14 protein-coding genes are annotated in these 13664 nt (G+C 66.2%); 8 read left to right on the forward strand and 6 right to left on the reverse strand.

Annotation, left to right across the window (positions count from 1 at the left end; genetic code table 11):
- Positions 1-24: 24 nt before the first annotated feature.
- From dapE to CV023_RS01835, 6 genes are all read left to right on the forward strand, one after another.
- A complete protein-coding gene (gene dapE, locus CV023_RS01810) occupies positions 25-1191 on the forward strand; it encodes a succinyl-diaminopimelate desuccinylase (protein ID WP_230743760.1) in 1167 nt (388 codons plus the stop codon).
- Between the two features lie 5 nt (positions 1192-1196).
- Positions 1197-2027, forward strand: a complete 831-nt coding sequence (locus CV023_RS01815; protein WP_230743761.1) for a TIGR00730 family Rossman fold protein — start codon at positions 1197-1199, stop codon at positions 2025-2027.
- A 31-nt stretch (positions 2028-2058) separates the two neighbouring features.
- Positions 2059-2958, forward strand: a complete 900-nt coding sequence (gene folP, locus CV023_RS01820) for a dihydropteroate synthase (RefSeq protein WP_230743762.1) — start codon at positions 2059-2061, stop codon at positions 2956-2958.
- Between the two features lie 114 nt (positions 2959-3072).
- Positions 3073-3342: a DivIVA domain-containing protein gene (locus CV023_RS01825; RefSeq protein WP_230743763.1), complete on the forward strand. Its 270-nt coding sequence runs from the start codon at positions 3073-3075 to the stop codon at positions 3340-3342.
- Positions 3339-4574: a hypothetical protein gene (locus CV023_RS01830; protein WP_230743764.1), complete on the forward strand. Its 1236-nt coding sequence runs from the start codon at positions 3339-3341 to the stop codon at positions 4572-4574. Before CV023_RS01825 ends, CV023_RS01830 begins: the two co-directional genes overlap by 4 nt.
- A gap of 117 nt (positions 4575-4691) precedes the next feature.
- Complete coding sequence (locus CV023_RS01835) at positions 4692-4862, forward strand: DUF3117 domain-containing protein (RefSeq protein WP_230743765.1); 171 nt, start codon at positions 4692-4694, stop codon at positions 4860-4862.
- Positions 4863-4957: 95 nt separating this feature from the next.
- Here the strand turns inward: CV023_RS01835 and CV023_RS01840 are convergent, their stop codons facing one another.
- Together CV023_RS01840 and CV023_RS01845 are read right to left on the reverse strand one after the other, a co-directional pair.
- Positions 4958-5596, reverse strand: coding sequence for an O-methyltransferase (locus CV023_RS01840; protein ID WP_230743766.1), 639 nt, complete (start codon positions 5594-5596; stop codon positions 4958-4960).
- Positions 5597-5633: 37 nt separating this feature from the next.
- Complete coding sequence (locus tag CV023_RS01845) at positions 5634-5966, reverse strand: MGMT family protein (RefSeq protein WP_230743767.1); 333 nt, start codon at positions 5964-5966, stop codon at positions 5634-5636.
- A 157-nt stretch (positions 5967-6123) separates the two neighbouring features.
- Here CV023_RS01845 and CV023_RS01850 point away from each other — a divergent pair, with 157 nt between their 5' ends.
- A complete protein-coding gene (locus tag CV023_RS01850) occupies positions 6124-6603 on the forward strand; it encodes a twin-arginine translocase TatA/TatE family subunit (RefSeq protein WP_230743768.1) in 480 nt (159 codons plus the stop codon).
- Between the two features lie 119 nt (positions 6604-6722).
- Here the strand turns inward: CV023_RS01850 and CV023_RS01855 are convergent, their stop codons facing one another.
- The 4 genes from CV023_RS01855 to CV023_RS01870 all read right to left on the reverse strand — a co-directional run bounded on the left by CV023_RS01855 (position 6723) and on the right by CV023_RS01870 (position 11399).
- Positions 6723-8234, reverse strand: coding sequence for a polysaccharide deacetylase family protein (locus CV023_RS01855; RefSeq protein WP_230743769.1), 1512 nt, complete (start codon positions 8232-8234; stop codon positions 6723-6725).
- 180 nt (positions 8235-8414) lie between these two features.
- Positions 8415-9536 (reverse strand): Mrp/NBP35 family ATP-binding protein, encoded by a 1122-nt coding sequence (locus CV023_RS01860; RefSeq protein ID WP_230743770.1) that lies wholly within the window; start codon positions 9534-9536, stop codon positions 8415-8417.
- Positions 9537-9559: 23 nt separating this feature from the next.
- On the reverse strand, positions 9560-10120 hold the full coding sequence (locus CV023_RS01865) for a DUF1003 domain-containing protein (protein WP_230743771.1): 561 nt from the start codon (positions 10118-10120) through the stop codon (positions 9560-9562).
- Positions 10121-10124: 4 nt separating this feature from the next.
- On the reverse strand, positions 10125-11399 hold the full coding sequence (locus CV023_RS01870; RefSeq protein ID WP_230743772.1) for a magnesium transporter MgtE N-terminal domain-containing protein: 1275 nt from the start codon (positions 11397-11399) through the stop codon (positions 10125-10127).
- Between the two features lie 228 nt (positions 11400-11627).
- On the opposite strand from CV023_RS01870, the gene CV023_RS01875 reads away from it, so the two are divergent.
- Positions 11628-13556 (forward strand): calcineurin-like phosphoesterase C-terminal domain-containing protein, encoded by a 1929-nt coding sequence (locus CV023_RS01875; RefSeq protein WP_230743773.1) that lies wholly within the window; start codon positions 11628-11630, stop codon positions 13554-13556.
- Positions 13557-13664 lie beyond the last annotated feature (108 nt).

A 13664-nucleotide genomic window follows, 5' to 3' on the forward strand; every position in this document is an offset into this window, starting at 1 on the left:
GGCGGCGGTACTAGGCTAAGCGATATGACTCTCGATCCACCTGCTGAGACTGCTGCCGTGTTCGTGCCCACCGGTGAGCTCGGCGACTATCTGTTCGCCGCCATCGACGATCCCGCGACCCTGACGGGGCGACTGTGCGCCATCGAATCCGTATCCGGCAACGAGACGGCCATCACCGATGCCGTCGTCGCCGTGCTCGAACGCATCAGCGCAGGACAGGGACCCGATCTCGAGATCCTGCGCGACGGGGACACCGTCGTGGCGCGCACCAGGCTGGGCCTGCCGGAGCGCATCGTCGTCGCCGGCCACCTCGACACGGTGCCCGTCGAGGACAACCTGCCGCCCAGGCAGACCGTGCTCGACGGCGCCGACTACCCAGCCGATCCGGTGATCTGGGGCCGGGGAGCCTGCGATATGAAGGCCGGGGTGGCCATGCAGCTGTCCACCGCGGCGGCCCTGCGCGCCCCGCACCGGGACGTCAGCTGGGTCTTCTACGATCACGAAGAGGTCGACGCCTCCCTCAACGGCCTCGGCCGGGTCGCACGGAATCATCCGGAGTGGCTGACCGGTGACTTCGCCATCCTCGGCGAGCCGTCGAACGCCTCCGTCGAAGGCGGCTGCAACGGCACCATCCGCGTGGACGTCACCACCACGGGGGTCCGGGCGCATTCGGCCAGGGCGTTCATGGGCGTCAACGCCATCCACGCGGCTGCCGAGGTGCTCACCCGTCTCGCCGAATTCGAGACCGAGACTGTGAACGTCGACGGTCTCGACTACCGCGAGTCCCTGTCCGCGGTGTCGATCAGCGGCGGCGTCGCAGGTAATGTCGTGCCTGATGAGTGCCGTGTGGCCGTGAACTACCGTTTCGCTCCCAGCAAGTCCGCCGCCGAGGCGGAAGCCTTCCTGCGCGAGTTCTTCACCGGGTTCGATGTGGTGGTCACCGATGCTGCCGAAGGTGCGCGGCCCGGCCTGGATCGTCCGATCGCGCAGGACTTCATCGCCACTCTCGGTCTCTCACCCGCACCGAAGCTGGGGTGGACCGATGTGTCCCGGTTCAGCGCCCTGGGCGTGCCCGCGGTGAATTTCGGTCCGGGCAATCCGCTGTACGCCCACAAGTCGGATGAGCATGTCAGGATCGCCGAGGTGGAGCTGGCCACCCGGACCCTGCGCAGCTACCTCGAGGGCAGCTGAGCGACATGGCCGACGAATTGGACGACGGGAAGGACCCGAGTGTGACCTCGCACGCGAGCGATGACAGTGCGTACTACAGCAAGGGACCGCTGCGGCTGCGCGGCAGCCAGGTGCCGACGACGACCACCGATCAGCGACTCCTCGAATCGCGGTCCTCGGCGGACTGGGTGCATGAGGATCCGTGGAGGGTGATGCGGATCCAGGCCGAATTCGTCGAAGGCTTCGGCTGCCTCGCTGAACTCGGACCCGCGGTCTCGATCTTCGGGTCGGCCCGGTTGAAGGCCGACACCCAGGCGTACCGGGATGCCAGGGTCATCGCCCGCCGCATCGCCGAGAACGGCAATGCCATCATCACCGGCGCGGGACCGGGGATCATGGAGGCGGGCAACCTCGGTGCCGCTGAAGCCGGCGGCGTCTCCGTCGGACTCGGCATCGAGTTGCCCTTCGAATCGGGTCTCAACGAGCACGTCGAACTCGGGGTCAATTTCCGGTACTTCTTCGTCCGCAAGACCATGTTCCTCAAATACTCTCGCGGGTTCGTCGTCATGCCCGGCGGGTTCGGCACCCTCGACGAGCTCTTTGAGGCCTTCACCATGGTCCAGACCGGCAAGGTCACCTCCTTCCCGATCGTGCTCTTCGGCACGTCCTATTGGCAGGGTCTCGTCGACTGGATGAAGTCGACGCTGCTGGCCGAGGGCACGATCAGTCCGAGGGATCTGGAGATGTTCACCCTCACCGACGACATCGACGAAGTGGTGGCGACCATCGGCTCGGCGGCCACCGCAGACGAGGGGCCGGAACCGGTCGATCCCGAACAGCTCGGGCCCCAACAGTGAGTCGGGGCCCAGCAGTGAGGCGGGTACAGAAGTGAAGGGCAGTGCGGAGGCGAACCCGGCAAGCGGACGCTTCGACCTCACCAAGGCACGCGCCGGGAGGCCGGCGATCATGGCGGTGATCAACAGGACGACTGACTCCTTCTACGAATCGGCGTCGACCGCCGAGGAGGCGATCGCCGCGGTGGGCGAAGCCGTGGCCGCAGGCGCCGACATCGTCGACATCGGCGGAGTGCGGGCGGGCCGGGGCCGCGAGATCTCCGTGGCCGAGGAGATCGACCGGGTCTGCCCCGTCATCGAAGCCGTGGCGCAGAGCCACCCGGGAGTGCTCATCAGCGTCGACACCTGGCGCCATGAGGTGGCCGAAGCCGCCTGCGCAGCCGGGTCAGGGCTGCTCAACGACACCTGGGCCGGAGTCGACCCACGGCTCGCCGAGGTGGCCGCTGCCCACGATGTCGGCATCGTCTGCTCCCATACCGGGGGACTGGACCCGCGCACGGACGCCCACCGCAACCGCTACGGACTGCACAGCGGTGAAGTCGTCGACCGGACCATGGCCGGAGTCATGGCCCTGGCCGCGGCGGCGCGGACCGCCGGAGTGGCCGCCGAGAAGATCATCATCGATCCGACCCCTGACTTCGGGAAGAACACCTTTCAGTCGCTGCGGCTGCTGCGTGAACTCGAACGCTTCGTCGGCACAGGTTTTCCGGTGCTGCTGGCGATCTCCCGGAAGGACTTCATCGGCGAGGCGATCGGCGAGGCCGGCCCGGGCGAACGGCTCAACGGAACCGTCGCCGCCACCGCTCTGGCTGTGGCCAAGGGAGCGGCGATGATCCGCACCCACGATGTCGCGGCGACCGCCGAGGCGATTGCGGTGACGCTGGCGATCTCCGGGGAGGCGAGCCCCCGGCACGCAGTGCGCGGCCTGCGCTGAGCACGCCGGTTGCACACGCGCTGGGCGCGCCGTGCCTGCGCTGAGCACGCCGGCTGCGACAAGCGCCTGCGGTGCCTGAGAATCCCGCACAGGCCCCTGTGAGAAGATGACGGCATGCCACTGTGGATAGTCATCGGGGTCGCCGCCGCGATCTTCGTCCTTGTGATCGTCGTCGCGGCCTCCTTCAACATCTTCAACGCGGAGGCCGCCGAGGAATCCGAGGGCGGCTGGGACGGACTGCGCGAGGACTTCACCGCCGCGGACCTCGACCGTCTCTCCTTCCGCCCGGCACTGCGCGGCTACCGGATGGACGACGTCGACCAGGCGATCGGAGTACTGCGCGAGCGCATCCGTGAGCTGGAAGCGACCCCCGGCCAGCAATGAGCAGACCCGCCGACCTGCCCGGAATCACCCTCGCCCCCGAAGTCTTCGACTCCTCACGTCTCTCCCGCCTCGGCGCGCTCTTCCTCACCCTGCCGATGTGGATCCAAGCGATCGCGGTGTACCTGTGCTCCCGCGTCGTGAGCCTCGCGATCTTCGCCGCAGTGCTCAAACGGCAGGACCCGGCGAACTGGTCCTCGAGCCCGGTGACGACGACCCTCAACGACTTCCTCAACTTCTGGGACGGCGGGTGGTACGGTCGCGTCGCCAAGGAGTGGTACCCGAGCGTCCTGCCCGTCGACGAGACCGGAGCGGTGACGGAGAACCAGTGGGCGTTCTATCCGCTGCATCCCTCTGTCGTGGCCACTCTCTCCGACTTCACTGGACTGAGCTACGAGGTGATCTCGCCGCTCGTGTCCACAGTTGCTGCGGGCTTCGCTTCGATCGTCATCCTCGCGCTGTTCCGCAAGTACACGGATCCCGGTCAGGCGCTGATGGGGCTGGCTCTGGTGATGTTCTTCCCACCGGCGGCGATCTTCTCCACCGGATACGCGGAGTCCCTGACCCTGCTGCTCCAGGCGATGGCACTGTTCCTCATCGTCGAGCGCCGGTACCTGATGGCGATTCCCGTGGTCGTCCTCATGGACCTCTCACGACCGATCGGCGTGGCCTTCTCCTTCTTCATGCTCTTCCACCTCATCGACCGGTTCCTCAGGCGACGTGAGGACCCGTATCCGGTCGCCGAGGTGGTCCGTTCGTGGACATTGGGCGTGCTCTCCTGTGTTGCCGCCCTCCTCCACCCGATCCATGCGTGGTGGGTGACGGGCTCGATCACCGCCTACACCGACACCGAGGCGGCCTGGCATACCGGGGATTCGACGTATTTCGTGCAGTGGCTGGGACAGGCCAACAGTCTGATCGGGCCGCTCGGGCCCGTGCTGCTGTTCGTGGTCATCGCCGGGATGCTGGCGATGATCTTCTCTCCGGCCGGGGCCAGCATGGGGCGGACGATGCAGCTGTTCTGCCTCGGCTACGGCATCTACCTGCTCATCTTCTTCATGCCGCAGACTTCGACACTGCGCCTGCTGCTGCCCCTGTTCCCGATGGCTCTGACGCTCGGACTGGTCCGCTCGCGAGGCTATCGGGCGGCGCTGCTCGTGTCCTTCATCCTGCTCCAGATCATCTGGGTCGCCTACCTGTGGCACTTCACTCCGCCGGCCGATCTGCCGCCGTAAGACACAAATATCGTCTGGGTTACCCCGGATTGACCGTATCGTGGAATAATCGAATCACAACATTCGGTCCACCGAGCGTGGACCGTCTTTGCATGGACAACGGAAGGAAGAGCCCACATGGCAGCCCAGAAACCCCGCACCGGCGACGGACCTCTGGAAGTGACCAAGGAAGGCCGAGGCATGGTGATGCGGCTTCCCGTCGAGGGCGGAGGTCGCCTGGTGATCGAACTCAGCCGGGATGAAGCCACCGGCCTCTATGACACTCTGGCAGAGACTCTGGGCCTCTGAGAGAGACGCACCGGCAGAACAGCCCGCACGAACAGCAGAGACTTCGCAGAGTCTCTGCTGTTTTCGCATTCACCGGCCGCTCAGGCAACCGTCGCTCAGCGGTTGGCCTTCTGCAGCACTAGGAGGCCCTGGCCGATGGGCAGCAGCACGTGCTCGAGCCGTTCCTGCCGGGCCATCCGGTTGAGCAGACCGCGGGCGGCCTGGGTCTTCGGACTGCGGTCGACGGGATCGGCCACCCCGCCCTTGAGCAGCGTCTGATGGATGACGAGGAGGCCGTGTGAGTCCAGCAGCCGCAGCGCGGGTTCGATCATGCGCTCGAGGTTCGTGGGATCCGAGTCGATGAAGACCATGTCGTAGGCGGTCGGTGCGAGCTTCTTGAGAACCTCTTCGGCGCGGCCGTTCATCAGTCGCAGTCGTCCGGGTCGGATCCCGGCCATGTCGACGAGGTCACGGGCGGCGGCCTGAGCCGTGGAGTTCGTGTCGATCGAGGTGAGGATGCCCGCGGTCGGCATGCCACGCAGCAGGGCCAGGGTCGAGGTTCCGACCCCGGTGCCGACCTCGACCGCGGCGACCGGCGTGAGCAGTCGAGCGAGCAGGCTCAGCGTCTTCGCAGTGGTCTGCGAGACGGGAACGAGACCGCTTTCGTGAGAGTGCGTGCGCGCCGCGTCGAGGAGCGGATCGGGACCGTTGTACTGCTCCGAAAAGGTGAGGTCACCTGCGTTTTCGCGTGACAATCGTTCCCTCGCTTTCGGCTGACATCTGCCCTTCAGTCTAACCGCACTCGGGGTCGATGCCGTGGGTGCGCCACAGCTCGTCGAGCTCATCGACAGCGAGAAATGCCGAACGGCTGACCTTGTCGTGGGAATGCTCGGTGCCTTCGTCGGCCCAGAGCTCACGCGCACGGGGGAGCAGCGCCTCGGGGAGGACCCCGGCGGCGTTGACGACTCGCCACCAGGTGACGTTCGAACCGAACTCCTTCATCACCCGACCGACATAGCGCGGGGAACACTCCGCGACCGCACCGACGGTCCCGTAGGCGACGACACGCGAGGCGGGCACGAGTTCGACGATGCGCAGAACTCGCTCGACCACGACCTCATCCATCCGTCTGCTTCCTTTCCCCTGGTCTTCGTCTCTCCCGGCTCCTCGCAGGCCCCTGTTGCCGGACTCTTCCGGCCCAGCAGATCTCGGGGTCCGCGCTGTGTTCAAGCTGTGCCGTTCGTGAGTCGAGCATACTGCCGTCCACGGTAGACTTGAGGGCATGTTGGGTATCAACGGCACCGAGATGTTGATCCTGGTGGTCGTGGCTCTGGTCGTCATCGGGCCCAAACGCCTCCCCGAATATGCTCAGAAGCTGCGCGACCTGGTTCGGCAGATGCGTCGGATGGCCGAGGGCGCCAAGGACAGCGTTCGGCGTGACTTCGGTGACGAGTTCAAAGACGTCGATTGGCAGAAGCTCGATCCGCGTCAGTACGACCCGCGGCGCATCGTGCGTGAGGCGCTCGTGGAAGAGGACGCCGCGATCCGCGAGTCCAAACGCAATGACCGTTCGCTCGGGTCAGGCTCCGATGCGGCACCTGCCGTGACCGACGGCGCCGCCGGATCCGGCGAGAGCGCCGAAGACTCCGCGTCCTCATCGGTGACCCCGACACGTGACATGTCGCCGATCGAACGCTTCCAAGCGCAGACGGCCCAGCGCGATCAATCTTCCGCGGCCCCCTTCGATCCTGAGGCCACCTGAGCGCTTCGCAACCAGGGCCGGCAGAGCGCCCGGCAATGCCGTAGTCGCCTGCGCACTGCGAACCCGCAGCCTCCCGAGCACTGCCCTGAGAATCGGATCCCCAAGTCGCCAGCGTGTGATCAGTTCTTGTGCACAGAAGGATGTTCGGGATTCGAGCACAGCTTATCGGAGTAGCCGCGACAGAAGTATGAGCCGCCGTTCTCCCATTTGATGCCGTCGAAGAGTTCGCTCACCGTCACTGCGTAGAGTCCCTTGTCGGCGACCGCGGCGAACACGCCGGGCGCCGCGTCGACGGTGGTCGGGTGGATCGAGTGCATGAGCACGATCGATCCCGGTTTGGTGTCGCGCTTGACCGTTGAGATGGTCTTCTTCGGCTTCTTGTGCCTCCAGTCACCGGAGTCGACGTCCCAGATGATGGCGGGGTGGCCCAGCGACTTCGCTGCCCGTTTGTTCAGTGCCCCATAGGGCGGTCGGACGAGGAACGGCTCCTTCAGACCCTGCGCCTCAAGGGACCGGTCCGTTCGGTTCACCTGCTTCTTGACGAGTCCGGGCGGGGTCTGGTCGAGCTGCGGGTGGTTGTAGGTGTGATTGGCGATCTCATGCCCGGCACCGGCGATCCTCTTGACCTCGCCGGGACTCTCATCGACATGCCCGCCGAGGAAGAAGTAGGTGAGCCGGACCTGCGCCTTCTTCGCCGCGTCGAGCAGGCGTCCCTCCGTCTTCGCATCGCCGGGGCCGTCGTCATAGGTCAGCGCCACGCAGGGGAGGAGGGAGCAGGAATAGTCGGGTATGCGCCGATCCGCCGCCTCGGGCAGCTGGACCGGTGTGTGCAGGGACGAGATGACCTGCTTGCCGAGTTCGGTCAGTGCGTCTCCGCTCGCGGTCTTCTTACCGAGGGTGAGCGCCCCGGTGTCATCGGCAGCGAGATCGGCGACGTCGACCTGTGAGGTGAACATGTCTTGGGCGTCGACCGTCTTGTCCTCGTGGAGATCGGTGAGGAGGATCCTGACCTTCTGCGCCGGGCTGGTCTGTTCGACCGCTGAGACGAGGTATCTGCCGCCGGCGGCGATGACGCGGGTGCTGTAGTCGATGACTCCGTCGTCCCCGGATCCTTCGTCGCCTGATCCTTCGTCCCCGGCATCCGGGGATGCCGCGGCTTGGTCGGTGGGGGTAGCAGCCTTCATGTGCTCGGCCGCCGAGGCGGTCGTCGCATCGGTGAAGGCGGTGGTTTCCCAGCGGTGCGAGGGTGGAGTGAGAACCGGGTCGTACGCCTCGTGCCGGCCGAAGCCTCCGGCGTCCTTGATGCGTGCGAGCAGGGATCGTTCTGTTGCGCTGCTGAGCGAGCCGAGGCCGGGGATCCCGAAGAAGTGGGCGTTGATGCGGGGGTGGCCCTTGTCGGTGACGATGGCATAGCTGCGTGCCTTCTCGGCGACGGTGCGGAGATTGGCCTCTGCTGTCCGCTGATTCCGGGCGGAGTCGGCGACGGTTTGGGAGGGGCCCGTCTGAGAGGGATCGCTTCGGGTGGGTCCGGCGACCACGCAGCCGGCGATGATGATGACAAGGGAGGTGGCGGTGAAGAAGGTGATGACGGAGCGGACGGGGGGCAGGGACCTGGGGAGGACGAACGCCAAAAGCAGTTCCTTCGCAGCGGACGGAGAGTGTTCGGGGGAGTCGGCCGAAGCCGCACAGACAGTCTAGTCAGCTCGATCGGGACAGAGGCAGCCGAGCATGGGGTCCGCCGCGAAGAGATGCCCGATCGTGATGGCCGCGTGTGCAGACAACAGAATCGTTACACGCATCCAAGCCGGTACTCAGACGGGACTGAGCCCCAGGGACTTGCCTGCCAGTCCGCGGGTGCGCTGACGCAGGGAATCGGCGAGCGAATCGAATGCCTGCGCGGCGGGGGACTCCGGGTGTGCGAGGACGACCGGGGTGCCCGCATCCGAGCCCTCCCGGACTTCGGTGTCGAGCGGAATCTGCGTGAGGAGCGGAACCTGGGATCCGATCGTCTCGGACAGGTTCGCTGCCACACTCGCCCCACCGCCGGAGCCGAAGACCTCCATGCGGGTGCCATCGGGCATGACCATCCAGGACATGTTCTCGATGACTCCGGCCAACCTCTGCTTCGTCTGCGTGGCGATCGACCCGGCACGTTCGGCCACCTGGGCGGCCGCGGCCTGCGGGGTGGTGACGACGAGGAGTTCCGAACCGGGCAGCAGCTGTGCCACGGAGATCGCGATGTCACCGGTGCCCGGGGGCAGGTCGAGGAGCAGGACGTCGAGGTCTCCCCAGAAGACGTCGGTGAGGAACTGCTGGAGGGCACGGTGGAGCATGGGTCCGCGCCACACCACGGCCTGGCTGGGCGGGACGAACATGCCGATGCTCATCACCTTCACCTCATGGGCGATCTGCGGCAGGATCATGTCATCGACCCGAGTGGGTTTGCCGCCCAGTCCCAGCATGCCGGGGATCGAGAACCCGTAGATGTCGGCGTCGACGATGCCGACCCGCAGTCCCTTCGCCGCCAGCGACACGGCAAGGTTGGCGGTGACCGAGGACTTTCCGACGCCGCCCTTGCCGGAGGCGACGGCATAGACCTTGGTCAGGGAGTCGGGACGATTGAACGGAATATCGCGGGTCCCCGCGCCCTGCAGCTTCTCCTTCATCGCGGTGCGCTGTTCCGCGGTCATGGTGCCGAGGACGACGGACACCTCGGTGACGCCGTCGAGCTTCGAGACCGCGGCGGTCGTGTCCTTGGTGATGGTGTCTTTGAGCGGGCACCCGGAGATGGTGAGGAGGACGGTGACGGTGATCTTGCCACCGGAGATGGCGATGTCCTCGACCATGTCGAGTTCGACGATGGAGCGGCGGATCTCCGGATCGATGACGCCGGTCAGCGCCTGGCGAACCGCTTCCACGGTTGGTCCGGTCATGCCCACGTCCTTTCTGTCCCGGCTCATTCCTTCCGGGGCTTCAACCCTACCTGTTCGCCTTCGTCACCGTCACCCCGTCCGTCACCTTTCGCCGCCGGTGCTTCGGCCTTCGCATCCTCCTCGAGTTCCTTGAGCAGGTCCTTGAGCTCGGAGCGGATGAAGTCTCGGGTGGCGACCTCACGCATCGAGATGCGCAGGGCAGCGACCTCCCTGGCGAGGAACTCGGTGTCGGCGAGATTGCGCTCGGCACGCTGGCGGTCGTGTTCGAACTCGACCCGGTCACGGTCGGTGCTGCGGTTCTCCGCGAGCAGGATCAGCGGTGCCGCATAAGAGGCCTGCAGGGAGAGGATGAGGGTGAGCAGGGTGAAGTTGAGCGAGCGCGGGTCGAACTGCCAGGACTCCGGCAGCAGCGTGTTCCACAGCAGCCAGATGGCACAGAAGACCGTCATCCCCACGAGGAACGCCGGAGTGCCCATGAACCGGGCGAAGGCTTCGGCTCCTCGCCCGAAGGTCTCCGGTGACATCGCGAAGTTGGGGAGTTTGCGCTTGCTTGAGCGGGGGACCTCGAAATCGTCGGCAGCCATGTCTCTATCCCCTCCTGTGATCGTCGCGACCGGTGGTGCGCCAATCCTCGGGCAGCAGCTCGTCGAGGACGTCATCGACCGTGACCACGCCGATGAGGCGGTCGTTGTCATCGGTGATCGGCACCGAGACCAGATTGTACGCGGCCAGGAGCTTGGTCACCTCGCCCAGCGGCGAATCGGGGGGCAGCGGTTCGACCTCGGTGTCGAGCATGATGCCGACCGCCTCGTGCGGCGGGTGGCGCAGCATCTCCTGGATGTGGACGAGACCGAGGTACTTTCCCGTCGGCGTCTCGACGGGTTGACGGCAGACGAAGACGGCGGCCGCCAGGGCTGCGGGCAGGTCCTCCCGGCGGACGTGGGCGAGCGCCTCGGCGACTGTGGTCTCCGGGGTCAGGATCACTGGCTCCGTGGTCATCAGACCGCCGGCGGTGTCGTCGTCGTAGGACAGCAGGGTGCGTACGTCCTCTGCCTCATCGGGCTCCATCAGGGCGAGGAAGCGCTCGGCCTGTTCGTCGCTGAGCTCGCCGAGGAGGTCGGCGGCGTCATCGGGCTCCATCTCCTCGAGCACGGTTACGGCGCGTTCGGTGTCGAGAGCGGACAGCAGCTCGACCTGGGTGTCATCGGGAAGCTCCTCGATGACGTCGGCAAGGCGTTCGTCGTCGAGGGCGCGGGCGACCTGGAGGCGCCGCTCCGGATTCATCTCGAACATGACATCGGCGAGGTCGGCCGGTTTCGTGTCCTGATAGGCGGCGATGAGCTGGGTTGCTTCCTGATCATCGGCGGAGTCCGCGGGATGGTCGGCGTCCGTCCAGTCGATCTGCTTCGTCTCTCCCCGCCGGCGGAAGGCGGAGAACGCGCTGCGTTCGGCCACCTTGCGAACGAACAGGCGGGTGACCTCCCAGTCCTTATTCACCTGCTGTTCGATGCCGACGTCCTCGATCTGGATGGGGGAGTTGTCCTCGCGAAGTCGCAGCCTGCGGTCGAGCAGGTCATTGACGACGAGCGTCTCGGACTGGCGCTGCTCGAAGCGGCGCATGTTGACCAGGCCGGTGGTGATGACCTGCCCGGAGTCGATGGAGGTGACTCGCCCCATGGGCACGAAGACGCGGCGGCGGCCCGGGACTTCGACGACGAGACCGATGACCCGAGGGAACTGGCGCATGGTCGCCCGGTAGACAATGACGGCGTCGCGGACACGCCCGACCTGATCGCCCAGGGGGTCGAAGACGGGGACGGCGATGAGGCGGGCGACGAAGACTCTTTTCGGTGGACCACTCATACCCTCAGACTACGTGGTGGAGGGGCGGATGCGCCGGATCTCATCGGCATGCGGAGGCGGAATCCCTGTCCGAGCGACGTGAGACTCCACACGATATGGGCCCGGTGTTCCATACCCGATCCTCTTCCTATTCATCAAGAGGCCCTGTGTGCTTCATCCCGTTGTCGCTCGGTCTCCTTAGGGTCGATTCTCGGCAGATACCGCCACAGTCGAACACAGGAGACATCCATGCCCGCACGACGAATCCGCCCACATGCCGCCGCAGGTCTCAGCGCCTGCGCGGCACTGACCCTGCTCACCCCGCTGCTCGCCTCTTCGGCAGCCGCGGCGGCCGATGCCCCCGCCGAGAGCTACGAAGGCCACGTCCAGGTCGACCGCGGCAAGGCCGCCGATCCGGAGAAGTTCACCGGACAGGTCTTCGACGACGTCAACGAGAACTCGAAGCTCGACGGAGACGAGAAGGGTGTGCCCGGGGTCGCCGTGTCCAACGGCGTCGACGTGGTGCAGACCGACGGGCAGGGACGCTACAGCCTGCCGGTACGTGAGAACATGACGGTCTCGATCACCCAGCCTTCCGGGTGGCAGGTTCCGGTCGACTCGGACAACTTCGCCCAGTTCAGCTACAACCATCTGCCGGAAGGCTCGCCCGAGCTCAAGTACGGGGGCATCAAGCCCACCGGGGACACTCCCAAGGCCGTGAATTTCCCGATGATCGAGTCCTCCTCGACCGCCTCGGCGGAGCAGGACTGCGCCATCGCCTCGGACACCCAGACCTATGACAAGAAGGAAGTCGGCTACGCTCGCGACGGTGCCGTCGGCGACCTCGCCGATCGCGACGACTACCAGGGCTGCGGTGTCCTCCTCCTCGGAGACAACGTCGGTGACGACCTCAGCCTCAACCCCGATCTGCGCGATCTCTACTCGAACATGAACGGACCGGTGCGCGCCGCGGCCGGCAACCACGATCAGGACTACGACTCACCGGACGACGAGCACGCACTCGACACGTTCCGCGACCAGTTCGGTCCCGATCACTTCTCCTACGACGTGGGCAAGACCCACTTCGTCGTGCTCGACTCGATCGACTACTCGGGCAACGCGGAGACGAAGAAGTACACGGAGAGAATCAGCGAAGACCAGCTCGAATGGCTGCGCAACGACCTCGCCAATGTGCCGAAGAACGCTCAGGTCGTCGTCGCCACGCACGCACCGATCGTGACCCACCGGGATGTCGTCGTCGAGAACGCCAAGGACTTCTACGACGTCATCGCCGACTACCCGAACGCGGTGACCATCGGCGGACACACGCACACGCAGGAGAACCTCGTCGCTGGCGAGAAGCGCGAGGAATGGGCCGCCGCCGGCATCCCCGAACTGCCGAACACGCAGATCGTCGCGGGTGCGGTCTCCGGTGACTGGTACTCCGGCGGGCTCAACGCCGACGGACTGCCGTACTCCTTCACCTCGGACGGCTCCGAGCCCGGAATCCTCACTCTCCAGTTCGACGGTGCCAGCCGCAGCGAGCGCTACACCGTCCGCAACGAATCCGATGACCACCAGCTGCTGCTCGGCGTGAACTCTCCCGAGTGGCGCGACTGGGCGCAGAAGGCTCAGGACTGGCAGGATGCCGACAAGAAGGGCGAGGCTCCCGAGGCGATCTCCGAGAAGGTCGTCACCCGTGATGACCTCAAGCAGGGCGACACCTGGCTGACCTCGAGCTTCCTCGCCGGAACCTCCGATGCCCGCGTCGAGGTCAGCTTCGACGGCAAGTCACCGGCCCAGGCCGAGCACACCCAGCCCGGCAAGGGCGAGGCCCTGAACAAGGGATGGGAATACACCGATCCGTACACCGCCTCGCAGAACCTGCGCACCTCGGGCAGCGTCGGACAGACGAGCTCGCACCTGTGGCGGACCCCGATCCCGGCCGGCCTCGACCTGGGCACGCACAGCGCCGAGGTGACCGGCACCGACCGCTACGGCCGCGAGTTCACCGAGACGGTGCGCTTCACGGTCGTCGAGGACGAGAAGGCCGCCGCCACGCAGTCCGAGAAGCTGCTGCGCAACGACGGCTTCGACCTCCAGCAGGAGAAGAAGACCACCGGCGAAGACCGTCCGGGACTCGACTCCGAGGAAGCGGGAGCGGCGAAGGCCGACTGATCTCCTGACCCTGCGCGTCTGCGGGCCGGCTGTTCGGCCCGCAGACGCACAGCGCACACGCCGGACTCGCCCCGGGCGTCCCTCACCTTCGGGTGGCGGAGGCCCGGG

The sequence above is a fragment of the Brevibacterium sp. CCUG 69071 genome (assembly GCF_021023135.1).
GTDB lineage: Bacteria > Actinomycetota > Actinomycetes > Actinomycetales > Brevibacteriaceae > Brevibacterium.

Coding starts and splice junctions, on each gene's coding strand:
- CV023_RS01825 (WP_230743763.1), top strand. CDS start 3,073: ATGCCACTGTGGATAGTCATCGGGGTCGCCGCCGCGATCTTCGTCCTT.
- CV023_RS01875 (WP_230743773.1), top strand. CDS start 11,628: ATGCCCGCACGACGAATCCGCCCACATGCCGCCGCAGGTCTCAGCGCC.
- dapE (WP_230743760.1), top strand. CDS start 25: ATGACTCTCGATCCACCTGCTGAGACTGCTGCCGTGTTCGTGCCCACC.
- CV023_RS01830 (WP_230743764.1), top strand. CDS start 3,339: ATGAGCAGACCCGCCGACCTGCCCGGAATCACCCTCGCCCCCGAAGTC.
- CV023_RS01835 (WP_230743765.1), top strand. CDS start 4,692: ATGGCAGCCCAGAAACCCCGCACCGGCGACGGACCTCTGGAAGTGACC.
- CV023_RS01850 (WP_230743768.1), top strand. CDS start 6,124: ATGTTGGGTATCAACGGCACCGAGATGTTGATCCTGGTGGTCGTGGCT.
- CV023_RS01870 (WP_230743772.1), bottom strand. CDS start 11,399: ATGAGTGGTCCACCGAAAAGAGTCTTCGTCGCCCGCCTCATCGCCGTC.
- CV023_RS01865 (WP_230743771.1), bottom strand. CDS start 10,120: ATGGCTGCCGACGATTTCGAGGTCCCCCGCTCAAGCAAGCGCAAACTC.
- CV023_RS01845 (WP_230743767.1), bottom strand. CDS start 5,966: ATGGATGAGGTCGTGGTCGAGCGAGTTCTGCGCATCGTCGAACTCGTG.
- CV023_RS01815 (WP_230743761.1), top strand. CDS start 1,197: ATGGCCGACGAATTGGACGACGGGAAGGACCCGAGTGTGACCTCGCAC.
- CV023_RS01860 (WP_230743770.1), bottom strand. CDS start 9,536: ATGACCGGACCAACCGTGGAAGCGGTTCGCCAGGCGCTGACCGGCGTC.